The 25,588-nt window shown below is 66.6% G+C and carries 22 protein-coding genes; 8 read left to right on the plus strand and 14 right to left on the minus strand.

Annotation, left to right across the window (positions count from 1 at the left end):
- The first annotated feature begins 67 nt into the window (after positions 1-67).
- Positions 68-1,420, plus strand: a complete 1,353-nt coding sequence (locus ACL02S_RS03020) for a cytochrome P450 (protein WP_412800697.1) — start codon at positions 68-70, stop codon at positions 1,418-1,420.
- Between the two features lie 164 nt (positions 1,421-1,584).
- Here the strand turns inward: ACL02S_RS03020 and ACL02S_RS03025 are convergent, their stop codons facing one another.
- Positions 1,585-2,121, minus strand: a complete 537-nt coding sequence (locus tag ACL02S_RS03025; protein ID WP_412800698.1) for a DUF8020 domain-containing protein — start codon at positions 2,119-2,121, stop codon at positions 1,585-1,587.
- Between the two features lie 187 nt (positions 2,122-2,308).
- Positions 2,309-5,884, minus strand: a complete 3,576-nt coding sequence (cobN, locus tag ACL02S_RS03030; RefSeq protein WP_412800699.1) for a cobaltochelatase subunit CobN — start codon at positions 5,882-5,884, stop codon at positions 2,309-2,311.
- Positions 5,885-6,281: 397 nt separating this feature from the next.
- Between cobN and ACL02S_RS03035 the strand changes: the two genes are divergently transcribed.
- A complete protein-coding gene (locus tag ACL02S_RS03035; protein ID WP_412800700.1) occupies positions 6,282-7,478 on the plus strand; it encodes a ferredoxin-like domain-containing protein in 1,197 nt (398 codons plus the stop codon).
- 191 nt (positions 7,479-7,669) lie between these two features.
- Here ACL02S_RS03035 and ddaH read toward each other — a convergent pair whose 3' ends face one another.
- Complete coding sequence (ddaH, locus tag ACL02S_RS03040) at positions 7,670-8,515, minus strand: dimethylargininase (RefSeq protein WP_412800701.1); 846 nt, start codon at positions 8,513-8,515, stop codon at positions 7,670-7,672.
- Between the two features lie 134 nt (positions 8,516-8,649).
- Between ddaH and ACL02S_RS03045 the strand changes: the two genes are divergently transcribed.
- The 4 genes from ACL02S_RS03045 (at position 8,650) to ACL02S_RS03060 (ending at position 12,065) form a co-directional block, all read left to right on the plus strand.
- On the plus strand, positions 8,650-9,087 hold the full coding sequence (locus ACL02S_RS03045) for an Lrp/AsnC family transcriptional regulator (protein WP_412800702.1): 438 nt from the start codon (positions 8,650-8,652) through the stop codon (positions 9,085-9,087).
- An 84-nt stretch (positions 9,088-9,171) separates the two neighbouring features.
- Positions 9,172-9,807 carry a precorrin-8X methylmutase gene (locus ACL02S_RS03050; protein ID WP_412800703.1) on the plus strand — a complete coding sequence of 212 codons (636 nt, stop codon included), beginning with the start codon at positions 9,172-9,174 and terminating at the stop codon, positions 9,805-9,807.
- Positions 9,804-11,375: a precorrin-2 C(20)-methyltransferase gene (locus tag ACL02S_RS03055; protein WP_412800704.1), complete on the plus strand. Its 1,572-nt coding sequence runs from the start codon at positions 9,804-9,806 to the stop codon at positions 11,373-11,375. Before ACL02S_RS03050 ends, ACL02S_RS03055 begins: the two co-directional genes overlap by 4 nt.
- 117 nt (positions 11,376-11,492) lie before the next feature.
- Positions 11,493-12,065 carry a PadR family transcriptional regulator gene (locus ACL02S_RS03060; protein ID WP_412800705.1) on the plus strand — a complete coding sequence of 191 codons (573 nt, stop codon included), beginning with the start codon at positions 11,493-11,495 and terminating at the stop codon, positions 12,063-12,065.
- 49 nt (positions 12,066-12,114) lie between these two features.
- Here the strand turns inward: ACL02S_RS03060 and ACL02S_RS03065 are convergent, their stop codons facing one another.
- The 4 genes from ACL02S_RS03065 to dprE2 form a co-directional block, all read right to left on the minus strand.
- Complete coding sequence (locus ACL02S_RS03065; RefSeq protein ID WP_412801087.1) at positions 12,115-12,867, minus strand: cobalt-precorrin-6A reductase; 753 nt, start codon at positions 12,865-12,867, stop codon at positions 12,115-12,117.
- A complete protein-coding gene (locus ACL02S_RS03070) occupies positions 12,864-13,481 on the minus strand; it encodes a DUF8020 domain-containing protein (protein ID WP_412800706.1) in 618 nt (205 codons plus the stop codon). Before ACL02S_RS03070 ends, ACL02S_RS03065 begins: the two co-directional genes overlap by 4 nt.
- A 116-nt stretch (positions 13,482-13,597) precedes the next feature.
- Entirely contained in the window at positions 13,598-14,854 is a 1,257-nt protein-coding gene (cbiE, locus tag ACL02S_RS03075; protein WP_412800707.1) for a precorrin-6y C5,15-methyltransferase (decarboxylating) subunit CbiE, read from the minus strand.
- Complete coding sequence (gene dprE2 / locus ACL02S_RS03080) at positions 14,851-15,606, minus strand: decaprenylphospho-beta-D-erythro-pentofuranosid-2-ulose 2-reductase (RefSeq protein ID WP_412800708.1); 756 nt, start codon at positions 15,604-15,606, stop codon at positions 14,851-14,853. The genes cbiE and dprE2 overlap by 4 nt, the downstream gene beginning before the upstream one ends.
- Before the next feature lie 111 nt (positions 15,607-15,717).
- On the opposite strand from dprE2, the gene ACL02S_RS03085 reads away from it, so the two are divergent.
- The gene (locus tag ACL02S_RS03085) at positions 15,718-16,164 is read left to right on the plus strand and encodes a TIGR03618 family F420-dependent PPOX class oxidoreductase (protein WP_412800709.1); all 447 of its coding nucleotides are present in this window, start codon (positions 15,718-15,720) and stop codon (positions 16,162-16,164) included.
- Here ACL02S_RS03085 and ACL02S_RS03090 read toward each other — a convergent pair.
- Positions 16,151-17,278, minus strand: a complete 1,128-nt coding sequence (locus tag ACL02S_RS03090; protein WP_412800710.1) for a M24 family metallopeptidase — start codon at positions 17,276-17,278, stop codon at positions 16,151-16,153. The genes ACL02S_RS03085 and ACL02S_RS03090 overlap by 14 nt on opposite strands.
- 81 nt (positions 17,279-17,359) lie before the next feature.
- Here ACL02S_RS03090 and ACL02S_RS03095 point away from each other — a divergent pair, with 81 nt between their 5' ends.
- Positions 17,360-18,325: a 5'-3' exonuclease gene (locus ACL02S_RS03095; protein ID WP_412800711.1), complete on the plus strand. Its 966-nt coding sequence runs from the start codon at positions 17,360-17,362 to the stop codon at positions 18,323-18,325.
- A gap of 180 nt (positions 18,326-18,505) precedes the next feature.
- On the opposite strand, the gene ACL02S_RS03100 is transcribed toward ACL02S_RS03095, so the two are convergent.
- From ACL02S_RS03100 to ACL02S_RS03125, 6 genes are all read right to left on the minus strand, one after another.
- Positions 18,506-19,282, minus strand: coding sequence for a DUF4333 domain-containing protein (locus tag ACL02S_RS03100; RefSeq protein WP_412800712.1), 777 nt, complete (start codon positions 19,280-19,282; stop codon positions 18,506-18,508).
- 118 nt (positions 19,283-19,400) lie between these two features.
- A complete protein-coding gene (locus ACL02S_RS03105; protein ID WP_412800713.1) occupies positions 19,401-22,103 on the minus strand; it encodes a DEAD/DEAH box helicase in 2,703 nt (900 codons plus the stop codon).
- Between the two features lie 3 nt (positions 22,104-22,106).
- Positions 22,107-23,060 carry a twin-arginine translocase subunit TatC gene (gene tatC, locus ACL02S_RS03110; RefSeq protein ID WP_412800714.1) on the minus strand — a complete coding sequence of 318 codons (954 nt, stop codon included), beginning with the start codon at positions 23,058-23,060 and terminating at the stop codon, positions 22,107-22,109.
- Positions 23,061-23,158: 98 nt separating this feature from the next.
- Positions 23,159-23,446 carry a Sec-independent protein translocase subunit TatA gene (gene tatA, locus ACL02S_RS03115; protein WP_412800715.1) on the minus strand — a complete coding sequence of 96 codons (288 nt, stop codon included), beginning with the start codon at positions 23,444-23,446 and terminating at the stop codon, positions 23,159-23,161.
- A 64-nt stretch (positions 23,447-23,510) separates the two neighbouring features.
- A complete protein-coding gene (locus tag ACL02S_RS03120) occupies positions 23,511-24,560 on the minus strand; it encodes a 2-dehydropantoate 2-reductase (protein WP_412800716.1) in 1,050 nt (349 codons plus the stop codon).
- A complete protein-coding gene (locus ACL02S_RS03125; protein WP_412800717.1) occupies positions 24,560-25,555 on the minus strand; it encodes a helix-turn-helix transcriptional regulator in 996 nt (331 codons plus the stop codon). The genes ACL02S_RS03120 and ACL02S_RS03125 overlap by 1 nt, the downstream gene beginning before the upstream one ends.
- Between the last annotated feature and the right edge of the window lie 33 nt (positions 25,556-25,588).

Raw genomic sequence — 25,588 nt, forward strand, 5'->3', positions numbered from 1 at the left:
ACGCGTGGCCGGGTAACCGACCGGTCGTCGGCACTGTGTCGGCCCGAGTGCACCGGGAGGAAGCCGTATGGCGTACAACCGCGAACACCGGCTGGTGGGCGTGCCCGCGGTGACAGCACTGGCGGATCTCGGATTCGCCTCGGCCACCTCCGGAGTGATCGCCCGGCGGCGACCGGCGTCGGGACTACTGGAACGCGCCGGAGCCGAGTCCAGGGTCATCGAGCGGGTGCGCCAGCTACGCCGTGAATTCGGCTCCGGTCCGGTCGAACTCGTGGTTCTCGGACGCCGGATCGCGGTACTCCTCGATCCTGCCGATATCGGGCGGGTGCTGGGCGGCGCGCCGACGCCCTTCCACCCGGCCAATCGGGAGAAGCGGCATCCATCACGCCAGTTCCAACCGCATGGCGCCCTACTGTCCGATGGGCCGATCCGGGCGCAACGCCGAGCGCTGAACGAGGCCGCGCTCGATGCCGGTGCGCCACTGCATCACCTTGCTACGCCGTTCGCCGCGGCTATCGCCGACGAGGCGCGCGGAATGATCGACTCGGCGCTGCGCCACGGGCATCTGGACGCACGACAATTCACCGCGCACTGGTGGCAGCTGGTCCGCCGGATCGTACTCGGCGAACGGGGACGCGACGATATCGTGCTCACCGATGAACTCGCCAGGCTGCGCTCCGCGGGCAGCTGGTCGTTCCTCGCCCCTGCGCGCCGCAGACAACGGGACCAGTTCACCGATCGTCTCTATCGCCATGTGGAGTCCGCCCCGGCGGACAGCCTCGCCGGGACACTGGCAACGGCACCGACGGGAAGTACTGCCGACCTGGTCGGACAGATCCCGCACTGGCTGTTCGCTTTCGATGCCGCCGGCAGCGCACTCAGCCGTACGATGGCGGTACTGAGCACCCATCCACAACATCACGCCCGCGCGCTCGGCGATGCCTGTGAACCCCAGCGGGTCGCGCTGCGCAGCTATCTCCGTGCCTGTGTGCTCGAATCAGTACGGTTGTGGCCGACCACACCGATACTGCTGCGTGATCTCACCACCGATACACAATGGCGGGACGGCGACGAATCCTTCACCATCGCGGCAGGCGCCACCCTGATAATCGCTCTTTCGGCATTCCACCGCGACAGCGATCTGCTGCCGTTCGCCGATGAGTTCACCCCCGATATCTGGCTCGACGGCCGTGCGGAGCAATACCCGCAGCTGGTGCCGTTCAGCGCGGGGCAGACCGATTGCCCGGGCCGCAACCTGGTCCTCTTCGTCACCAGCACACTACTGGCGCATCTGCTGACCGCCGCCGACTTCCGGCCACGGTCGGCAGCGTCACTCTCCCCGCAGATGCCGCTACCGGTAACGGTGAATACCTCCGGACTCGACTTCACGGTCGAGGCGTGCTTGTCTCGGACCCGCTGACCACATCGGCACAGTATACGAGCGGCCACGAGCACATACCGGCGATCGACATGATTCGACGTGACATCGGCGTCGGCCGCACCCGACGAACATGTCGAGTGCGGCCGACCTTCCTGCCACGGGCACACTCGGCGCCCGGCTATTGATTCACCTCGGCGATACCGCTATCGATTCGCACCGTCGATACCGCCGATGAGCCCGCCGATCAGGCAACCGGCCACGAATCCGATGAATGCGAGGACGAGGCCGACCAGCGCACCGAGCACGCAGCCGATCGCCGCGCCTGCCGCGATGGTGCCCGGGTTTCCGATGAACTGTGGCGCACCGACGAACTGCGGCGCACCCTGCGCTGCGGCCGCGACCGGTGTCACCGTCAAAGTGGTTGCGGCGGCGTCGATTTTCGGGGCCACTCGAAGCTCCTGGCCCGTGATGGTATGCAGGGTCGTCGGCACCGTGGCGACGACCGCACCATCCGGAGCCAGAACTGTCACCGCCTCCGGTGTCGAGAAGAACGTACCGGAGGTAAGTGTCATCGCCGCACTGGACCGGTCCGGTGCGACAGTCGCGGTGTAGCCGACGCCACGGTCGAAGCCGCTGATCGCCGGGCCGGACACCTCGGCCTGACCATAAGCGGTGGCCGCGGTGATGCCGGTGGCAGCAATGGTCAGCAACGTGGTCGCGACCAGTTTCTGGATCTTCATGAGCTTTCCCGTCCTCCAACCGATTTCGATCTGTTGTATTCCGGATACAGCCGTGGCAGCTTATCAGTCATGCATGATGCGCATGACTGTATCGGCAACAGTGGAAGATCGAGATCTCTTGTGGAATAGCGCTGTACACCATCCAGCGCGGCACAGCCCGCTACGTGAGAAAGCGGTTGCGCGGCAGTTATTCCAGTTCACCTTCGGTATCGAGATACACCTGCCGTAACCGATCGAGGGTGTCCTGTTCGGGATGCTCCCAGAGTTTTCGTTCCACCGCTTCCAGCAGCCGCTCCGCAATACCGTGCAGCGCCCAAGGATTGGACTTTTCCATGAACTTCCGGTTCATATCATCGAAAACATAATTCTCTGTGAGCTTTTCGTACATCCAGTCGGCCACGACATTGGTGGTGGCGTCATAGCCGAACAAGTAGTCCACGGTCGCCGCCATCTCGAACGCGCCCTTGTATCCGTGCCTGCGCATCGCCGCGAGCCAGCGCGGGTTCACCACCCTGGCCCGGAACACCCGCGCGGTCTCCTCCGACAGGGTCCGGGTGCGCACCGCGTCGGGACGGGTGCTGTCGCCGATATAGGCCTCCGGATCCTTGCCGGTCAATGCGCGCACAGTGGCGACCATGCCACCGTGGAACTGGAAATAGTCGTCGGAATCGGCGATATCGTGCTCGCGGGTGTCGGTGTTCTTGGCAGCCACCGCGATCCGGCGATACGCGCCACGCATATCGTCTGCGGCGGGAACACCGTCGAGATCACGTCCGTAGGCGTAACCGCCCCAGGTGGTGTACACCTGGGCGAGGTCGGCATCGGTGCGCCAGCTCTTCGAATCGATCAGCTGCAACAGGCCGGCACCATAGGTCCCCGGTTTGGAGCCGAAGATACGGGTGGTGGCGCGCCGCTGGTCACCATGGGCCGCCAGATCGGACTCGGCGTGCGCCCGCACGTAGTTCGCTTCGTGCGGCTCGTCCAGATCGGCGACCAAACGGACCGCGTCGTCCAGCAGGGCGAGTACATGGGGGAAGGCGTCCCGGAAGAAACCACTGATGCGCACGGTGACGTCGATACGGGGACGGCCCAGTTCCGCGAGCGAGATGAGTTCGAGTGCGCTGACCCGCCTGCTCGCTTCGTCCCATACCGGACGAACACCGAGTAGCGCGAGGACTTCGGCGATATCGTCACCCGAGGTGCGCATGGCTGAGGTGCCCCAGACCGACAAGCCCACCGAGCGCGGGTATTCGCCGTGGTCGGTCCGGTATCGCTCCAGCAGGGATTCCGCCATGGCCTGACCGGTTTCCCAGGCCAGCCGCGAGGGCACGGCTTTCGGGTCCACCGAGTAGAAGTTGCGACCGGTGGGCAGCACATTGATCAGGCCACGCAATGGTGAACCGCTCGGACCGGCCGGGATGAATCCGCCGTCGAGGGCATGCAGTACCCGCTCGATCTCCCGGCCGGTCTGCCGCAAGCGTGGTACCACCTCGGTCGCCGCGAAGCGCAGTACCCGGCGGACCTCCTGGTTATCGGTGATCCCGTCGACCGCGGCCGGCGACCAGTGCTCCGCCTGCAAGGTCGCGACCAGCGCGCGAGCACTGTCTTCCACGGCATCGACGCGTTCCCGTGCCTGATCACCCGACTCGTCGAGTCCGAGTGCCTCCCGCAGGCCGGGCACCGTACGTTCACCACCCCACAGCTGCCGCGCCCGGAGCATGGCCAGCACCAGATCGAGTTCCGCCTCCCCCTCTGGCGCCTGTCCGAGGACGTGCAGGCCGTCACGGATCTGCACGTCTTTGATCTCGCACAACCAGCCATCGACATGCAACAACATATCGTCGAAGGAGTCCTCGTCCGGGCGCTCGGTGAGGCCGAGATCGTGATCCATTTCGGCGGCGCGCATCAGCGTCCAGATCTGCTGACGGATGGCGGGAAGCTTGGCTGGGTCCAGCGCGGAGATATTGGCATGCTCGTCGAGTAGCTGCTCCAGACGCGCGATATCGCCGTAGCTCTCCGCGCGGGCCATCGGCGGGATCAGATGATCGACCAGAGTGGCGTGTGCCCTCCGCTTGGCCTGGGTGCCCTCGCCGGGGTCGTTGACCAGGAACGGATAGATCAGCGGCAGATCGCCCAGCGCGGCATCGGTACCGCAGGAGGCCGACATGCCAAGGGTCTTGCCCGGCAGCCATTCCAGATTCCCGTGCTTGCCCAGGTGCACCATCGCATCGGCGGCGAACCCATCGGTAGCGCTGAGCCAGCGGTAGGCGGCCAGGTAGTGGTGGCTGGGCGGCAGATCGGGATCGTGATAGATCGCGACGGGGTTCTCACCGAAACCGCGCGGCGGCTGCACCATGAGCACGACATTGCCGAAACGCAGTGCCGCGATGACGATCTCACCGTCCGGATCGGACGAATAGTCGACATAGAGTTCCCCTGGCGGCGGGCCCCACGCCTCGACCACCGCGGTACGCAGATCCTCGGGCAGGGTGGCGAACCAGGCGGCGTAGGTGGCCGCACCGATACGGATCGGGTTACCCGCCAGCTGTTCGTCGGTCAACCAGTCCGGATCCTGTCCGCCCGCGGCGATCAGGGCATGGATCAGGGTGTCCCCGTCCTGATCGTCCAGGCCGGGGAGCTCGCCGGGGGCACCGAGGTCATAGCCGGCAGTGCGCATCTCGGTGAGCAAACGGATGGCGCTGGCCGGGGTATCCAGACCGACCGCGTTGCCGATGCGGGCGTGTTTGGTCGGGTAGGCCGACAGCATGACGACGACGCGCTTTTTCGCGGCGGGAATGTGGCGCAGCCTGGCATAACGCGTCGCGATACCCGCCACCCTGGCAGCGCGCTCGGGATCGGGCACATAGGTGGACAGACCGTCGGCGTCGAACTCCTTGAACGAGAACGGAACCGTGATGATCCGGCCGTCGAACTCCGGGACCGCGACCTGGGTGGCGACATCCAATGGCGACAGGCCGTCGTCATCGGCCTCCCATTGGGCGCGACCGGTGGTCAGGCACAAACCCTGGAGGATGGGCACATCCAGATCGGCGAGCGCGCCGATATCCCATGCCTCGTCCGCACCGCCTGCCGCGGCGGTGGCCGGCTTGGTTCCCCCCGCGGCGAGCACCGTCACCACCAGGGCATCAGCGCGGCGCAACGTCGTGAGGAATTCGGGTTCGGCGGTGCGCAACGACGCGCAGTACAGCGGGAGCGGACGCGCGCCCGCCTGTTCGATCGCGGTACACAGGGCATCGACATAGGCGGTGTTGCCCGCCAGATGCTGCGCGCGATAGTAGATCACAGCGACCGTCGGACCGTCGGCCACCGGTGCCGCGACCCGGTCCAGTTCACCCCAACTGGGCAACTGGATCGGTGGTTCGAAGCCGTGCCCGGTGAGCAATACCGTGTCGGACAGGAAGTTGTGCAGTTGCCGTAGATTCTCCGGGCCACCAGCGGCCAGATAGTTGTGCGCGGCGGCCGCGACGCCGCCAGGCACCGTCGAGCACGCCATCAGCTCGGCGTCCGGGGCGTTCTCCCCACCGAGCGCGACCAGCGGAACGCCGTGCGCGCGAAGCGCCTCCAGCCCGTCCTCCCACGCGCGTTTGCCGCCGAGGATACGCACGATCACCAGATCGGCGCCCTCCACCAGGGCGGGCACATCGTCGACCAACAATCGAGCGGGATTGCCCCACCGATAGTCGGCGCCGCTGGCGCGGGCACTCAGCAAGTCGGTGTCGGACGTGGACAACAGCACAAACACAGTGGCAGCCTTCCTCGGGTGACGCGCCCATCGGGGTTCGCTGCTCGCCGGAGAGGGTCTGGCTTTCTACAGTGGCGCGACCGCACCGGACTTCCACCGGTTTCCTCGTCACCCGTCGAGCATGCCGATGCTACCCGCCTGCGGGGCCGGGCCCGGCCCCGCATCCGGCCTACACTCCCGGCATCGTCCGCACTTCGATCGGTGTCTTCCCGGCCGTGAACGACCTGGACTCCTCCCGCGCCGCTCTGTGGTGCCGAGGTGGTTCCTGTTTCCAAGGGATTCGCTTCCCGTCGGACAGGAAGGCCGACGGTCTCTCCGCAGGCGTCCGACCACTCTGCCCGTCCGGCAACCGACCGCGTATTCCGCGCCTGCCATGGGTCCGTAGGCTGAACCAGATATGACACGAGGTGTACCTGATTCCTGTCCAGGCGTCTTGCGGCTACACGAGGCGGCCGATGGACCGCTGGCGCGGATCCGGGTGCCCGGCGGACTGCTCGAGCCCGCGCAGTGGCAGGCGCTCGCGGAAGCCGCGCACGCGGTGGGGGACGGAAATATCGAGCTCACCTCGCGGGGCAATGTTCAACTGCGCCGGGTACGCGATGCGGACGCGCTGACCGACCGGCTGACGACCGTCGGCCTGTTACCGAGCCGCACCCACGAACGAGTGCGCAATATCATCGCTTCGCCGCTGTCCGGACGGATCGGCGGATCGACCGATATCCACCCGCTGGTCGCGGCGCTGGACACCGGGCTGCGTGGTGCGCCGCGATTGGCCGAACTGCCCGGCCGGATGCTGTTCACCCTCGACGACGGACGCGGCGATGTCAGCGGACTCGGCGCCGATATCGGGATCCATGCCCTCGGCGCCGACGAGTTCGCGGTACTCCTGGCGGGCGGCGACAGCGGAATCCGGCTCCCGGCCACCGATGCGGTCGAGGTCATGCTCGCCGCCGCACACGGTTTCCTCGAGCTACGCGGCGACGATGCCGGCCACTGGCGGCTACACGATATCGAGAACGGCGCCGAACGCCTGATCGCTCTCCTCGGGCTGCCCGCTACCGCCGATCGGCTCGAGCTCGCTGCGACGCAACCGACGCCGATCGGATGGCTGGCGCAGGACAACGGGTTGGTCAGCCTCGGTGCGGGTGCGCGCCTCGGCTCGGTGACCGCCCGCACCGCCGAGTTCCTCGCCGCGATCGAACGACCCATCTTCGCCACCCCTTGGCGCAGTCTGGTGATCACCGATCTGACCGAATGGGCCGCCGAGCAGGTAGTACGAGTACTGGCCCCGATGGGCATGATCTTCGACGCCGATTCTCCCTGGCTCCTGGTCAGCGCCTGTGCCGGACTGCCGGGGTGCGCGAAATCGCACGCCGATGTCCGTGCCGATGCGGCGGAGGCGGTCGACGCGGGACGGGTATTACCCGTCGAGACCGCTCCTGACACCGGAGCATCGGAAGTACTACCACCCACCGCGTCGGATATCGCGGTGGGTGGTCGGCAACACTGGTCCGGCTGCGATCGCCGCTGCGGCCGCCCCCGCGGGGTGGTCACCGATATCGTGGCCACCAGCACGGGGTACCGCATCGGTTGACGGTCCTCCCGCCTGGGGCAGAGATTCTCGGCTCGGACAGCAACCGGATCACCGACCCAGAGGTGGTTATCCACGTATCTCACACCATCGATGCTGGTGCGGACCTATTCCGCCACAGCAGAGATCGTCGTGGCGGCGTTGCGGTCCCTGCTGTGGGGTAACCGCGCCGGGGACAGTCAGGTGGTCGGCTCTTACCTGTCGTGGATTTCGAGAGTGCAGCATTTGACGGAGCCGCCTGCCTTCAGCAACTCGGACATCTCGATCCCGACCGGGTGATAGCCGCGAACGCACAACGCCTCGTGCAGATCGGTTGCGCGACTGCTGAGGAATACGGTGTGCCCGTCACAGACACCGTTCAATCCGAGTACCACCGCGTCTGCTTCGGTGGCCGTGATCGCATCCGGGTAGAGCTCGGCGAGTATCGCGCGAGATGCCTGGCTGAAGGCGGGCGGGTAATAGGCGATGGTGCGGCCGCCAAGCGGCAGCAGCACCGTATCCAAGTGATAGAAGCGCGGATCGACCAGTTCCAGGGACACCACGGGCAGACCGAAATGTCGGGAGACCTCCGCGTGTGCGGAGGGCGAGCTACGGAATCCCATACCCGCCAAGAGCCGGTCGCCGACCAGGAGAAAATCGCCTTCGCCCTCGTTCACTTCCGCAGCGGCGACCAGACCCGATAAACCGAGCCGGGCGAACCAGCGGTGATAGGCCGGGCCTTCGGCGGCGCGTTCCGGGTGGGTGAAGCGCGCCGAGATCGCGCGCTCTCCGATGATCAACCCGCCATTGGCGGCGAACACCATATCCGGTAAGCCGGGAACACCGGGCACCACCTCGACGGTGTGCCCATAGTCCGCGTAGATAGTGCGCAGCAGCTCCCACTGCTCGATCGCGCGCGAGCGGTCGACCGGCTCGGCGGGATTCATCCAGGGATTGATCGAGTAGGTGACGTCGAAATAGTCGGGACGGCACATGACGAACCGGCGCGGCGACCAGCGAGGCGAGGCGGACTCGACGTGGAGTGGGGCTACGGACGTCAATGGGACTCCAAGGGGTGAGGAAACCTTCGGTCGTCACGACGGTAAATCGCCTACTGTTGCGCTAGAAACAATGATTCATTGTGCATTCGGGTAGAAAAATAGCTCTTTGTTGCATACCACCGGAGAGAAGTGACATGGACGACCTCGATCGGCGAATCCTCGAACAGCTGCTGCAACGCGCACGGGCCTCTTTTCAGGAGATCGGCAGCGCGGTCGGGCTGTCCGCGCCCGCGGTGAAACGCCGGGTCGACCGCCTGGTGGCGAACAAACAGATCACCGGGTTCACCGCACTGGTCAATCCGGCCGCGCTCGGCTGGAAGACCGAGGCGTACGTCGAGGTCTACTACCGCGACAACATCTCCCCCGCCGAACTCAAACGCAGTCTGGAACCGATCCCGCAGGTAGTCGGGGTGTGGACCATTGCGGGAGAGGCCGATGCGCTGGTGCACGTGATAGCCACCGATATGGCCGAGATCGAGGTGACGGTGGAACGGATCAGGGAGAACGCGCGTGTGGGGCGCACCAGGAGCTCGATCGTCATGTCCCGGCTGCTCGAACGTCCACGGACCTGAACCGGCGCACCGGCCCCGGTCCACTGCCCCGCTCCCCGTGACCCGAGCCGACCCGCCCGTCCCCCGGCCCATAAGGTGGACCGCATGTCCGAGGTACGTGCCCGCTGTCTGACCGACGGAGCCGAGATCTACCGTCGCTCGTTCGCGACAATCCATGCCGAGGCCGATCTGAGCAGGTTCCCCACGGATGTGGCACAGGTGGCTGTGCGGATGATCCATGGCTGTGGCCAGGTGGATCTCGCCGAGGACATCGCCTTCTCACCCGGCGTGGTCACCGCCGCGCGTACCGCGTTGAGGGCGGGTGCGCCGATTCTGTGTGACGCGACCATGGTCGCCGCGGGGGTGACCAGGAAACGCCTCCCCGCGGATAACGAAGTACTGTGCACGCTCACCGATCCGCGGGTACCGGATTTGGCCGCGGCCATGGGCACCACCCGCTCCGCCGCCGCGCTGGAGCTGTGGCGCGACCGGCTCGCAGGCGCCGTCGTCGCGATCGGCAACGCCCCGACGGCGCTGTTCCATCTGCTCGATCTGCTGGCGAACGGCGCCCCGCGCCCCGCAGCTGTCCTCGGTATACCGGTCGGGTTCATCGGAGCCGCCGAATCCAAGGACGCGCTGATCGATACCGGCGGCATCGAATACCTCACGGTGCGCGGCAGGCGTGGTGGCAGCGCTATCACCGCCTCCGCGGTGAACGCGATCGCGAGCGAACAGCAGTGAGCGTTCCGGGGAAATTATGGGGTGTCGGGCTCGGCCCCGGCGATCCCGAACTGGTCACGGTCAAGGCGGCCAAGGTGATCGGGGCAGCCGATGTCATCGCGTTCCACAGTGCGCGCCACGGCCGCAGTATCTCCCGCCGCATCGCGGCACCGTACCTGCGCCCAGGCCAGCTGGAAGAGCACCTCGTCTACCCGGTGACCACCGAGACCACCGAACATCCCGGCGGTTATCGGGGCGCGATCGACGAGTTCTACCAGCAGGCTGCCGAACGGCTGGCCGAGCACTTGGCCGCGGGCCGTTCGGTCGCCTTGCTCGCCGCGGGCGACCCGCTGTTCTACAGCTCGTATATGCATATGCACCGGCGCTTGGCCGACCGATTCGAGACCGAGATCATCCCCGGTGTCACCTCGGTCAGCGCAGCGTCGGCCGCATTGGGCACCCCACTGGTCGAGGGCGAGCAGGTGCTCACCGTGTTGCCGGGTACCTTGCCGGTCGATGAGCTCACCCGCCGGTTACGGACCACCGACGCTGCCGCGATTATGAAGCTCGGCCGGACCTATCCCGGTGTCCGCCGAGCTCTTTCGGATTCCGGACGGCTTGCCGACGCCTACTACATCGAGCGAGCGAGCACCACCGAGCAACGCGTCCTGCCCGCCGACGCGGTCGACGACGCCGAGGTGCCCTATTTCGCGATCACCCTCGTTCCCGGCCCGGCGACGGCCGCGCCGCCACCCCGCACCGAACCGGATTCGGCGGCAGGCAGGCAGGTGCCCGGCACACAGTCCGCGCACCACGACGGCGGCGAAGTCGTGGTCGTCGGACTCGGTCCAGGCGCACCGGAGTGGACCACCGCCGAGGTGCGCTCGGCGCTGACCGAGGCCACCGATCTGGTCGGCTACACCACCTACTTGAACCGGGTGCCGCGACGTCGAGGACAACGTCGCCATGCCAGCGACAACCGGGTGGAGTCCGAGCGCGCCGTGATGGCTCTGGACCTGGCCGAACGGGGCGCCAAGGTCGTGGTCGTCTCCTCGGGGGATCCCGGCGTCTTCGCGATGGCGGCGGCCGTTCTCGCGGAAGCCGAGGACCCCCGGTGGCGGGAAGTTCCTGTGCGCGTGCTGCCCGGGCTCACCGCGGCCAACGCCGTAGCGAGCCGGGTCGGCGCACCGCTGGGGCACGACTACGCGATGATCTCACTGTCCGATCGGCTCAAGCCGTGGGATGTGGTGGCACAACGCCTTTCGGCGGCCGCGGCGGCGGATATGGCCATCGCGATCTACAATCCGGCATCATCGCAGCGCACCTGGCAGGTCGGCGCGATGCGGGACCTGCTGCTGGAGCACCGCAAACCCGGCACGCCCGTGGTGCTCGGGCGGGACGTCGGCGGACCGACCGAATCGGTCCGGGTGGTGACACTCGGCGATCTCGACCCCGCCGACGTGGACATGCGCACACTGCTGATCATCGGCGCGTCCACCACAACGGCATTCGAAACGGGTCAGGGCATCCGGGTCTACACATCCCGACACTACAGCCGGACACCGGACACAGCGCCCGGTGACGCGTAGGATCTGCGGACGCAGCTCGATCGAAACCGCATACGACCGGAACGAGTCATCACGCAGAGCATGCCCGCTTCGGCCGGGCGGGCAGGTATACCCGTTCCGGCAACATTCCACTATGGAATGTCAGAGCGAAGGGAGCAGGCGTTGACCAAGACCGCGGCCACCCGCAAGCCACTGAACTCGACAGCGGCATCACTGCTCGGATTCCTACACGAAGGCCCCATGTCGGGATGGGATCTGGTGACCGAAGCCCAGAACCGGATCGGCGGCTTCTGGACGATCACCCAGAGCCAGGTCTATCGCGAGCTCAACATCATGGACGCGGCAGGACTGGTCGAGAAGGGGGAAGTCGGCGCCCGCGAGCGGACGCCCTATCACATCACCGCCGCGGGACGCGAAGTATTCCGTGAATGGATCGCTCGCGATCTCGGTGGGGAAACTATCCGGGCGCCGCTGCTGCTCACCCTCTCGTTCGGGGAGCATCTCGATCGCGAACGGCTCGACGGTCTCATCGCAGCCAATCGTGAGCTCCATCAGGAACGGCTCGCCCGGTACCTCACCGAGGAACCCATAGAGAAATCGGCCTTCGCCCGCGCCACACTCGATTTCGGGATCCGCTACGAGCGGGCCGTACTGGAGTGGTTCGACCAACTGCCCGCACTGCTCGACAGCCCTGAACTGCTCGACAACTGAGCGCCGACCGCCCCACGGTATTCCGGCTCGGCGCTCTTCGCGGTCGAGATCACCCGTGCGCGGCTCGCAGCGCACGCAGCCAGCCCATTACCTGAGCGATGGTCTGCACGGTTTCCGCGCCCTCTGGCAGGGGCGGGCGTTCGATGACGACAACCGGGATACCCGCCGCGCGAGCGGCCACCAGTTTGGCTTCGGTCTGGTCGCCGCCGCTGTCTTTGGTGACGAGCACATCCACCCGCTGTGCGGCGATCAGTCGCGCTTCGTCCTCGACGGCGAAAGGTCCACGAGCGAGGAGTATTTCGTGCCGCGGCGGCAGCGGACCTTCCGGCGGATCGATGGCACGGATCAGGAACCACTGCCGAGCCAGCCCGGCGAACGCGTCAACACCTTGGCGGCCGATCGTCAGGAATACCCGTACACCGAGCGTCGCTGTCACCGCCGCGGCCGCGGGGAGATCGGGCACCCGGATCCACCGATCCCCGGTTCGCTCGTGCCATCCCGGCCTGCGTAGATGCAGCAGCGGCACCCCTGCGGCACGTGCGGCTGTGCCCGCGTTGGCAGTGATCGCCGCCGCGAACGGATGAGTGGCATCCACTATCGCGGCTACCTCGTTATCCGCGAGCCAGGCACGCAATCCCTCCGCACCACCGAAACCACCCACTCGGACCGCACCTTCGGCGGGCAACAGTGGTGCGCGGACGCGACCGGCGAGCGAGGAGATGATCTCGAATCCTCGCTCGCCGGAAGCGATATGGGCCAGCTCCCGCGCTTCCCTGGTGCCGCCGAGCAGCAGAATTCTCAGGGCTGTCCGCTGAAGTAGGCGATTCCCGCGTTCAGTAGCGAAGGCCCGCCTGCGACAGCGAGACCGATCAACGCACCGAGCGCAGCACCTGGTACGACGCCGATAACGAAGAAGACGAGGCCGATCAGGCCACCGATCAGGCCACCGACCAGGGCGCCGAGCGAGGCTCGCTGCAATTCGGCGAAGAACCACTCCTGCGCGCCGACGAACTCGGCGGTCGACGGTGCGTCGGCGGTCGGGGTCAGTTGCGGGGTCAGCATCAGCCTGGTGTCCGCGTCCGTGATCTCCGCGGCGACCCGGACCTGTTGTCCGCCTGCTGTCATGGTGAGCGGGATCGTCGTGAGGACCTCCCCCGCCGAATTGGTCATGATGACCGACTGCCGGTCGGCGTCGACCCGGAACGCACCGCCGGTCACGCCCGCGACCACGGATTTACCGGTGTCGGCAAGCTCTAGCACATAGTCGACGCCGTTTTCCGAACCTGTGATCTTCGATGCGATGACAGTCCGGTCCTGCGTTACGGGTGGGGCGGGCGCGGCATAGCCGGTACCCGCGGTGACCCCGGTAGCGGCGACAGCGAGCAATGCGGTCGCCGCGAGCTTCTTGTATCTCATCTATCTCCCAACAGGAATCGGTTCTCCGATCGAGTCGGACTCGGCCCAGACCCTACCCCGTCGGTGGCACCGTGTTCACCCATTGTCGGATGATTCCGGATCGGCGATTCACTTCTTCACCGCCGACCACTGCTCTTCACCACCGACCACTGCGCCACCGGAAGCTGCGGCCGCCATGTGGTGAAAGATCCGAGCGGCTCGCCACGGTAGATCTGAAACTTCCGTAGCGCACCACCTTTCGCGGCCACCCAGCTGAGCAGCACGGATTCCGATTCGGCCGTCACCGCGTTCGCGACGAGCCTGCCGCCGGGTCGTAGTCGCGTCCAGCATGTCTCTAGCACGCCATCCTGAGTCAGACCGCCACCGACGAAGATCGCGTCGGGCGCGTCGGATTCGATGTCACCGACGGTCTCGGCGCGTAACTCGCCGTGGATCAGGATCTGCGGGACCCCGAGTGCGGCGGCATTGTCGGTGATCTGCTGCCGTCGACGCGCGAGCCGCTCGAAGGTGATGGCGCGATTATCCGGATGCGCACGACACCATTCGATCGCGATACTGCCCGATCCGCCGCCGATATCCCACAGCAGTTCTCCTGGAGATGGCGCCAGCGCTGCCATCGTCAGCGCACGGACTTCCTGTTTGGTGAGCTGGCCGTCACCACAGAACAATTCGTCCGGCAGGCCGGGGAAGCGGGTAGCGCGCGGCCGATCCCGATCTGCTACGCAGCTGATCGCGACGATGTTCAGTGGATCACCCGGCGGCCGTTCCCATCGCTTCGCGATCCCCGTGTCGAGCCGTTCGGCCGGACCGCCGAGTTGTTCGAGGACGATCAGCTCGGAGTCCCCGAAACCGTGGTGTCCCAGTAGCCGCGCCAGCTCACGCGGGGTGCGCTCATCGGCGCTGAGTACCAGCAAGCGCCGGTGCTCGGCCAATTCGGGCAGTACCGACTCCACCGGACGCCCCACCACACTCACCACCGGTGTCTCCGCCAGCGGCCAGCCGAGCCGAGCACAGGCCAGCGAAGCGGACGACGGCTGCGGCAGTACCCGCAGCGCCGGTGCGCCGAGCAGCCGGGCCAGCGTGACTCCGATCCCGAAGAACATCGGATCGCCGCTGGCCAGAACGCATAGCCGGGCGCTGGCATACCGCTCGAACAATTCGGGCAGCGCAGGCACCAGCGGTGTGGGCCAGCGCACCCTGGTCGCCACCACCGTATCCGGGACGAGTGCGAGCTGCCGGGCGGAACCGTACAGGATCTCGGCATCGCCGATGGCCTCCCTCGCGGCGCGCGTGAGGCCGTCCCAGCCATCGGCACCGATCCCGACAACCGCGATCGGCGGTCCCTGCCACGGAACCGGTACGGCTGCCCTCACCGCGGCATCCGGCGCCAGATGGGTTGCGGCAGCATGCGCAGGACGAAGAACAGCGGTCGCAGTATCCGCGGCACCCACACGCGGCCCGCGCGCCTGCGCAAACCCTCGACCACGGCATCAGCGACCTGACTCGGGGTACTGGAGAACGGAGCCGGGGACATCCCCTCGGTCATCCGCCCGATGACGAACCCGGGCCGAACCAGCAACAGATGCACACCGCTACCGTGCAACGCATCCGCCAGGCCACCGGCGAAGCCGTCGAGCCCGGCCTTGGCCGATCCGTAGACATAGTTGGCCCGCCGGACTCGCACGCCTGCCACCGAACTGAACACCACGAGCTGCCCCTCCCCCTGTGCGCGCAGCAGATTCGCCAAGACCGTGAGCACACTGGCCTGGGCGACGAAGTCGGTGTGCAGGATCGCCATCGCATGGGCGGGATCTCGTTCGGCGCGGTGCTGTTCCCCGAGCACACCGAACGCGAGGACCGCGATGCCGATCCGCCCGTGCTCGGCGACGATCTTCTCCAGCAGCGCCGGATGACCGGCGATATCGTCGGCATCGAACTCGACCGTGTGCACGGTACGCGCACCGGCGTCCACGATCGACATGCGCTCGACCTCCAGGTCATGGCTGCGGCGGGCCGCGAGAATCACCTCTCGCCCCGGTGCCAGCCGCCGCGCCACCTCGAGCCCGATCTCGCTGCGCCCGCCCAGCAGCAGCACAGCCCCGCCCGCCAACTCACGCGTTCCCATCCGCACAGTCTGTCATCGGCCCGCGCGGGACACGGCGCCGAGGGCCCCGCGCCTGCGGCATACCGAAGGCCGGGCTGATGGGGCGCCCGCAGCGAGAGCTACGGTCATTGGATGCCGACAAGTACTGCTCCGCTGTCGCCGGTGGCCCTCGAGTTCGTCACCGAGCGACATCTCGCGACCGTGACGACTTTGCGCGCGAACGGTACCCCTCATGTGGTGGCGGTGGGGTTCACCTGGGACCAGGAACGGGGAATCGCGCGTGTCATCACCGACGGCGGTTCGGTGAAGGTACGCAATGTGCGCCGTTCGGGGTACGCGGCGGTCAGTCAAGTCGACGGTGCCCGATGGATCACTTTGGAGGGTCCCGCCACCGTCCTCGACGACGCGGCCGACGTCGCCGAGGCGGTCGCGCGGTACACCAACCGCTACCGCGTGCCGAGGAAGAATCCGACCCGAGTGGTGATCGCCATCCAGGTCGAGCGCGTCCTGTCCAGCAGATCCCTCGTCGCACCGCCCGCACCGGCACAGCCGGAAGGAACGACGATCACAGAATCGTGAGCCCACGCGGCCGGTTGTTCACGGACTCGCTGCCGTCGGCCGTGACGATCACGATGTCCTCGATACGCGCACCCCACGCACCGCGGAAGTAGATGCCCGGCTCGACGCTGAACGCCATACCCGGCTGCAGGACGAGGTCGTTGCCCGCGACGATATAGGGCTCCTCGTGCACCGAGAGACCGATCCCGTGGCCGGTGCGGTGCAGGAAGGCCGAACCGAAACCCGCCTCGGTCAAAGGGTTTCGCGCCGCGGCGTCCACCGTGGCCGCGGTGACGCCAGGGCGGACCGCCGCGACCGCCGCCGCCTGGGCCCGCTCGAGTTCGGCGTATCGAGCGGCCACCTCCGCACCGGGTTCACCCAGCGCGTAGGTGCGGGTGGAGTCCGAATAGTAGCCGGGCTCGACCGGGCCGCCGATATCGACGACCACCACATCCCCGGCCTCGATCCGTCGTTCGGAGACCTCATGGTGTGGTTCGGCGCCGTGCGGACCGCTGCCGACGATGACGAACGCCGCCTCGGTATGCCCCTCCGCGACGATCGCGGCCGTGATATCGGCGCCGACCTCGGCCTCGGTACGGCCGACCTGTAAGAACTCCCCCATCCGCGCGTGCACCCGATCGATCGCCGAACCCGCCCGGCGCAGCGCGTCCAGTTCGGCCTGATCCTTGATCATGCGCAGTTCACGCAGTACCGGAGTGGCGGATACCGGCAGACCGGTGAACGATTCGGCCAGCGGCAGCAAGTGCAGTGCGGGCATGGCATCGGCGACAGCCACCCTGGAGCCGACATGCAATGCCGACTTCACCAGGGCGTACGGGTTGATTCCGTCGACCCAGTCCAGCACTTGGAGTCCCAGTTCACCCGCCGCCGAGCCATCGAGTGCCGCCAGCTCCAGTTTCGGGATCACCACCGAGGGTGTCGCCCCATCCGCCAGGATCACCAAACAGGTCAACCGCTCGAACGACTCGGCCGCCGACCCGATCAGATAACGCAGGTCCGCTCCTGGAGTGATCAACAAGGCATCCAAATGGGCGGCCCGCATCTGCTCCACCGCCCGCTCCAGCCGAGCACGGTAGACATCTGCTTCGAACCTGGAATCCGTATGCGCGCTCATTCGTCCGACGTTACCCGCCGCTCATCGATGGATACCGAACATCATGCGACGCTGTCCGTGCGTGCGCGTAATCTTCAGCCCGTGACCTGTGCTGCCGGTGGGCCCCTGCTGTTGATCGATGGAGCCAGTTTATGGTTCCGTGCCTTTCACGCCATCCCCGACAAGATCACCGCGCCCGATGGCAGGCCGGTCAACGCATTACGCGGTTTCGTCGATATGGTGGCCGCGCTGATCACCACATACACGCCGAGCAGGCTGGTGGTCTGCCTGGATCTGGACTGGCGGCCCGCCTATCGCGTCGATCTGGTCCCGTCGTACAAAGCACACCGTCTCGATACCTCGCAGGCGGCCGCGGCAGGCGCCGAAGCGGTACCAGCCACCCTCACCCCGCAGGTCGAGATGATCCTGCGGGTACTGGAGACGGCGGGCATCGCGACCGGTGGCGCAACGGGCCTGGAAGCCGACGATGTGGCTGGCACCCTGGCCACCAGGGAGCGCACCGACGAGGTGATCGTGGTCAGCGGCGACCGCGATCTGCTACAGCTCGTACGCGACGAGCCCGCACCGCGGGTGCGCGTCCTCTATGTCGGCCGCGGCCTGGCCAAGGCGGAACTTTTCGGCCCTGCCGAAGTCGCGGCGAAATACGGTGTGCCGCTGGAGAATACGGGACCGGCATACGCTGATATGGCCACGTTGCGTGGCGACAGCTCCGATGGTCTGCCCGGGGTCACCGGTATCGGTGAGAAAACCGCGTCCGCGCTCATTTCCCGTTTCGGTTCGCTCGACGCACTGTGCGCCGCCGTCGAAGATCCCGAAGCCGACTTGGCCAAGGGGACCAGGGCCCGACTCCGTACCGCCGCAGACTATCTGCAAGCCGCCGCACAGGTCGTCCGGGTGGTGCGTGATGCGGATGTGACGCTCTCGCGCTCCGATGTCCTCCCCACCGAACCCGCCGACCCGGAGGGACTACGGGCACTCGGCACCGCCTACAACGCCGAGAGCCCGGTGACGCGGTTGATCACGGCGCTCGGTGCGCGCACTGCCTGATCCGATGCGCCGGAGGCTCTGAGAATCCCGTGCACTGGGCTACCGCCTCAGTATCGCTGCCGTAATGCCGCCTATCGCAGCTGCCGATTTCGGGACCGGCAGCTGCCTCGGCGGGATCGAGGTCGCGGCAATCGGGCTCCGGTTACGCGCCCCACACACCATGGATGTACCGGACAGGCCCTAGCTCGGACGACCGACCTCGTAGGTGCCGTCCTCCTTGGTGATCTTGATCGACACCTTCTTGTCCTCACCACCGACCTTCACGGTGCACTCGAACGTAGCGTCGATCGTCACCTGCTGCCCCGCCGGACACGAAACATCGCTGACATCCTGGATGCCGTAGGAGTCCGACAGCACCTTCTGCACACCGTCCTGAACCGCGGCCTGATCCAGTTCGTCCGTGGCGGTCAGCATCAGCACCAGCGCGACGATCGCACCGATTACCGCGACACCGAACACGGACAGACCGATCACCAGCCCCTTGCTTTTACCGCCCTGCGGCTGGAGCTGGGCAGTGGGGGCACCCCACTGCGGTTGCTGACCCCACTGCTGCTGCGGCGGCTGACCGCCCCATCCCTGCTGCTGGCCCCACTGCTGCTGCCCCTGCGCGGGCGGCTGTCCCCACTGCTGTTGCTGCTGCGGTTGCTCCCCCCACTGCTGAGGCGGCGGAGTCGAAGCCGGTTGCTGCGGTTGACCACCCCACTGCTGCTGTCCCTGCGCGGGCGGCTGTCCCCACTGCTGTTGCTGCTGCGGTTGCTCCCCCCACTGCTGGGGCGGCGGAGCCGGTTGCTGCGGTTGACCACCCCACTGCTGCGCGGCAGCGGGACCACCCTGTGGTTGCGGCGCACCCCACTGCTGCGCGGCACCTGGTCCTTCCGCCGGTTGCGGCGCACCCCACTGCTGGGTGGGATCGTTGCGTCCCTCCCCGAGGTCTTTCGGTCCGTAAGGGCCGCTCATCTCTTTGCCTCCACTCGCATCGTTCTACACACGGTAACCACCCCCCGCGCCGGCCGCATCGCACGGCCCACTCTGTCACGGTCGGGAAGCGAAAGAAATCAAATCACAACCGAATCGACTACGCGGCGTCCACCGCGACGACACCCCGTCGGATCGCCCGTACCGCCTTGGCCGCCGTTGTGGCGATCTCGGAGTCGTCGGCGGTGTTGTGGATCTGCTCGAGCAGATCGATCACCTGCCTGCACCAACGCACGAAATCGCCCGCGGACAGCGGTGCACCCTGATCGCCGCCAGCGAGCAATGAATCGGCCAGCCCGTCACCGCGCGCCCAGGTATAGATCCCGTCGATAAAGCCGAGATCCGGCTCTCTGGTCGGCGGTAGTTTATGCCGCGCTTCATCCGATCGCAGTTCCGACCACACGCCGATGGTCGCGCCGACTGCTCGCCGGATCGGCGCCGTCGGACCACTCGGGCCGAGATACCCGCCTTCCTGACGGGATTCGAATACCAGGATCGACACCACGCCGGCCAGCTCGGCGGGGCCGAGGCCCCGCCACAATCCCTTGCGTAGAGATTCGGCCACCACGAGGTCGCTCTCGGTGTAGATACGAGCCAGCCTGCGCCCGTCCGCGGTGACCTCACCGGCGTGCACGAATCCGCGTTCGTCCAGCAGATCGACGATTCGATCGAAAGTACGCGCCAGCGAGTTGGTGGTCGCGGCGACCTTCTGACGCATCGCCTCGGTTTCCCGGAGCAATCGGTTGTACCGCTCACCGATCCTGGCAAGCTGTTCCCGATCGGGCCTGGTGTGTGCCGGATGTGCGCGCAGACTACGACGTAGTGTGGCCAGTTCCCGGTCGTCGGCCGCGGTAGCGCGTTTGCCGCGCCGCGACCTGCCAGGCACCGAGATTCCGGTACTGCGCAGCGCCGAGGCCAGATCGCGGCGAATACGCGCGGTCCGATGGTCCACTCGGCGTGGTAACCGCATACGCCCGAGCGCCTCGGCGGGGACCGGGAAATCGGCCACCGAGATCCGGCCGGCCCATTTGTCCTCGGTGAGCACCAATGGTCGTGGATCTCCCGGCGTCGCGTCCGGCTCCAGGATCACCGCGAGACCGGCACGACGTCCGGAGGGAATAGCCACTACATCGCCACGACGTAAGGCCACGAGCGCATCCACCGCCGCGCCGCGTCGATCGGCGCGGCTCTGCTGAGCCAGCTGGCGTTCCCGCTGCTTGATCCGTTCACGCAGGGCGAGATAGTCCAGGAAACCGCCGTCCGTACCGCCCAGCTGAGCGCGTAGCTTACGTAGCGCGCCCTCGTTGCGTTCGATACCACGCACCAGCCCCACCACCGAACGATCGGCCTGGAACTGGGCGAACGACCGTTCCAGCAGGGCACGCGACTCCTCGGCACCCATCCGGTCGATGAGGTTGATCGACATGTTGTAGCCAGGCCGGAACGAACTGCGCAGCGGATAGGTGCGAGTGGAAGCCAGACCGGCGACCGCGCTGGTGTCCACCTCGGGCTGCCACAGCACGACCGCGTGGCCCTCGACGTCGATACCGCGCCGCCCCGCCCGCCCGGTCAGCTGGGTGTATTCCCCCGGGGTGAGCTCCGCGTGCGATTCGCCGTTGAATTTGACCAGCCGCTCCAGCACAACGGTACGGGCGGGCATATTGATGCCGAGCGCCAGCGTCTCCGTGGCGAAGACCGCGCGCACCAGCCCATTGACGAACAGTTCCTCGACGGTGTGCCGGAACGCGGGCAGCATGCCCGCGTGGTGTGCGGCCAAGCCCCGGTGCAGCGCCTCCCGCCACTCCCAATAACCGAGCACCTCCAGATCCGGCTTCGGCAGATCCCCGGTGTGCTTATCGATGATCGCGTCGATCGCATCGTGCTGGTCCGCTCCGCTGAGGTCCAGCCGCGAACGCAGGCACTGGGCCAGGGCTCCATCACACCCCGCTCGGCTGAAGATGAACGTGATCGCGGGCAGCAGGCCCTCGCTGTCCAGCTCGGCAAGCACCTCATGTCGTGGCAGCGGTCGGAAGTTACGCCGGGGCCCACCGCGGCCGTTGCGTGTGGCGCCCCACCCATTCATCCGGTCGGCGGCTTCCCGATGCCGGATGAACCGCACCAGGTCTTCGTGGACGAGCACCTTCTGCTCGGTGGACTTCGTATCGAACAGGTCGAACATCCGCCGCCCGACCATGACGTGCTGCCACAGTGGCACCGGCCTCGTCTCGTCGACGATCACCGCGGTATCGCCACGCACGGTCTCCATCCAGGCGCCGAACTCCTCGGCATTGCTGACGGTGGCCGACAAACTGACCAATCGCACATCCGGCGGTAGGTGCAGGATGACCTCTTCCCACACCGCGCCACGGAATCGATCGGCCAGGTAGTGCACCTCGTCCATCACGACATACGCCAGACCGCGTAGCGCGTCCGAAGAGGCGTACAGCATATTGCGCAGTACCTCGGTGGTCATCACGACCGTTTGCGCGTCGGGGTTGATCGACTGATCTCCGGTCAGCAGCCCGACGTTCTCACGTCCATGACGTTCGGTGAGGTCGGCGAACTTCTGGTTCGACAGCGCCTTGATCGGTGTGGTGTAGAAGCATTTCCCGCCGGTGGCCAGCGCCAAGTGCACAGCGAATTCACCGACGACGGTCTTGCCAGCACCGGTCGGAGCGCAGACCAGGACACTGTGGCCCTCCGCTAGAGCCACACAGGCATCGCGCTGAAACGGGTCCAGCTGGAACTTCAGCTCGGCGGAGAATGCGGCCAACTCGTCCGGCTGCGACCGATGATCTGTCACGCGTCAGAGGGTATCGGAGTAATCCGATACGGGTCTCACGGATTTCCCCTCGGCTGCCGTGATCGTCTCCGCGGAAGCGATGGATTCGGGCGCCTCCAGCTCGGAGGCTTCCTCATCGGACAGCGCACCCAAGCCCGTACGTTCCGCGCGGGCACGACGCAAGTCGTTGAGCCGGGAGAATTGGACGGCGACCTCGAACAAGACGGTCAGCGCACCGGCCAACGCCAGCATGGAGAACGGGTCCTGTGGGGTCACGATCGCCGCGAAGACGAACAATCCGAAGACGATTCCGCGCCGCCACGCCTTGAGCTTCTGATAGGTCAGCACTCCCACCAGATTCAATCCGACGATCAGGAGCGGAGTTTCGAAGCTGACGCCGAAGATGATCAGCAGGTTGATGATGAACCCGAAGTACTGCGTGCCGCTCAGCGCCGTGATCTGCACATTGTCGCCGATGGTCAGCAGGAAGCTCAACGCGTGCGCGATGACGACGTAGGCCAGCACCGCCCCGGTGACGAACAATACGGTGCCCGAGGCCACGAATCCGACCGCGTACCTGCGTTCCTTGACATACAACCCCGGCGTGATGAATGCCCAGAGCTGATACAGCCAGATCGGCGCCGCGAGCACGATGCCCGCGGTCATACCGACTTTCAACCGCAGCGTGAACTGCTCGAACGGAGCGGTGGCGAGCAGACGGCACGCGCCGTCCGCACTGAGCGCCGCACGCGTCGAGGCGGGAAGCGCGCAGTACGGTCCCCGCAGGATCTCGCCGAGGCTCTCGATGCCGAGAAACGAATACTCGTACCAGAGAAACCCGAGCACGGTGGTGGCGGCCACCGCCGCGATCGAGACCAAAAGGCGATAGCGCAGCTCCTGCAGATGCTCGACCAACGACATGGTGCCGTCGGGATTGGTTCTGCGCTTACTACGCCGCGGATCGAACGGGATTCGCATGGTTGGTGATAGCCCCTGGATTGACGTGCCTCGCTCAGCTCGGCAACAGCACTATGACCGGAGTGAGTATCTGCTCACCCCGGTGGGAGTTGATCCGCTCAGATCGACTTCGGCTCGGTGCGGGGCTCGGTAACCTGCGATGCCTGAGCCTGCGGTGGCTGTTGCGCGGCGGGCAACTGCGTAGCGGGCTGCGCGGCAGCGGGCTGCTGCGCCGAGGTATCGGCGTTCGAGGTGTTGCCCTCGCTCTGCATCTGACTGACCTCGCTCTTGAAGATGCGCAGCGATCGGCCCAGGCCACGCGCCGCGTCGGGCATCCGCTTCGCTCCGAAGAACATGATGAAAACCGCTGCGACGATCAGCCAGTGCCAGATGCTCATACTGCCCATGATCTACCTCCCAAGACTCTGATGGTTCGATGCTACCGGACCATGAAGTGCGCGAATGGCGCCGTCACTGCTCGTTTACCCGGCGTTCGGCCGGGCCGCCCGCCGCGGCGGCCCGCAGCCGGCCCAACAATTCAGGACCGGTCCAGGTGCGCCGGTCACCCTGTTCGGCGGCGTTGATCAATTCGATCAACCGCTGATTCACCGGCGCGGCCATCCCGACTTCGGTGGCCAGCCCGACGACTTCACCACACAGCCAGGCGATTTCGGTCTTCCTGCCCAGTGCCAGATCATCTGCCATGGACGACCGCGCCATCGGATCGATGGCAAGCACCTGCCCGGCCAAACGCCGGAACAGACCGTCGGGAACGGTCAGCAACGCGGCCATCACCCTGGGTGGTAGCGGGGTCAGCCGAGCCGGGCGAATTCGCGCTCTGTTCATCACCGCGAGCGCTTCGCGCTGGGCCGCTGCCAGGCATCGGCGATAGTCGCGATCACCGAGTTCATCGCGCAGCGACCGTCCGGACAACGCGTTGATCGGGTTGTTGAGGTTGAGTAGCAACTTCGCCCACTGCACCGGGCGCAGCTCCGGGTATCGGTGCAATCCGAGCCCGGCGCGCTCGAACACGCTCAGCACCGGGTTGAGCGCCGGATCATCCTGCACCGCGAGGCCGCCCTCGGTACCGCGGTGGAAGCGGCCACCGGGATGATGCACCACGTTGAACATCACCATGCCGGCCAAGACCACACAGTGCGGCAGGATCTCCCGGATCACCGAATCGTTGCCGATACCGTTCTGCAAGCTCAGCACCACGGTGCCCGGCCGGATCACCTCGGCGAATTCGCGTACCGCGTCCGCGGTGGCCGCGGATTTCACCGCGACGAGCACCAGATCGACCGGCCCGACCTCCCCCGGTCCGGTAGCGACCCGGAACCGGTCGGCGGCGAGCATGTCGTCCGCGCCGTCGAGGTCGCTCAGCCGCAGCCCCGAAGCGGTGATCTCATCGAGCATCCGCTTCCGCCCGGCCAGGGTGACCTCCGCGCCGGCCAGCGCGAGCTTGCCACCGACGAAACATCCGATACTGCCCGCACCGAGTACCAGGATCCGTGCACTCACTATGCCTCCTCTGTTCTCATCGGGCCCGGTGGATATCCGGCTTCCCGGTAGACGGCCAAGGCGGCATCCGACCGATCGCGCACCGCGGCGACCAGGCCGGGCGGATCGAGAGCGGTGACACCCGCACCGAAACCGAGTAACAGACGCGCCATCCAGTCCAGGGTGGCGAACCGCATGGTCACTTCCAGGTCGCCATCGGGATATACCCCGACCTTGCGCATCGGATATTGATCGAGCACCCACGCGTAGTCGGCGCGAATACGCAAGCGCGCCAGAGGAACCGCCGGATCATCCTGGAACAGGTCGAGCCCGTCCGTCGCCGCGGCGGCGTGCGCGGGCGGCCGGGCCGCCTCGGCCAGTGCGGTCGCGGCCTCGATCCGATCGAAGCGGAACAGTCGTACTCCCTCGGCCTGTCTGCACCAGGCTTGTAGATAACTGTTGTCATCCACCAAAAGGATGCGAATCGGGTCGACGATACGTTCGGACACCGCATCGCGACTGGCGGAGTAGTACACCAAGCGCACCGCACGACCGCGTGCCAGCGCCGATCGCACCGCGGTCACGGCGGGTGCCTCCTGCGGCAATGCGCGTGATCCAACACTCTCGGCGGATATCGACCCGCCCGCGATGGCCGATTCGATCTTGGCGATGGCCGCGTGTGCCGCAGTCGGATCGACCATACCGGGCAGATCGACGAGCGAGCGCAGCGCCACCAGTAGCGCAGTCGCTTCCGTCGAGGTCAGCCGCAGCGGCCGGTCGATACCCGCGGAGAAGGTGACCTCGATGCTCTCCTCGGAGAACGACAGGTCGATCAGATCACCAGGGCCGTAACCGGGCAGCCCGCACATCCACAGCTGATTGAGGTCGCTCATCAACTGTTTGGTGGTCACGCCCAGTTCGGCGGCGGCCTCGGCGGCGCTGATACCTGGATGCGCGATGAAATAGGGAATCATGTTCAGCAGCCGGGAAAGGCGTACCGACAGCCGGGAACTCACCGCGGCGCACCACCCGTCACAGGTATTCGCATT

Origin of the sequence: Nocardia spongicola, assembly GCF_047200775.1 — a bacterium.
Lineage (GTDB): Bacteria > Actinomycetota > Actinomycetes > Mycobacteriales > Mycobacteriaceae > Nocardia.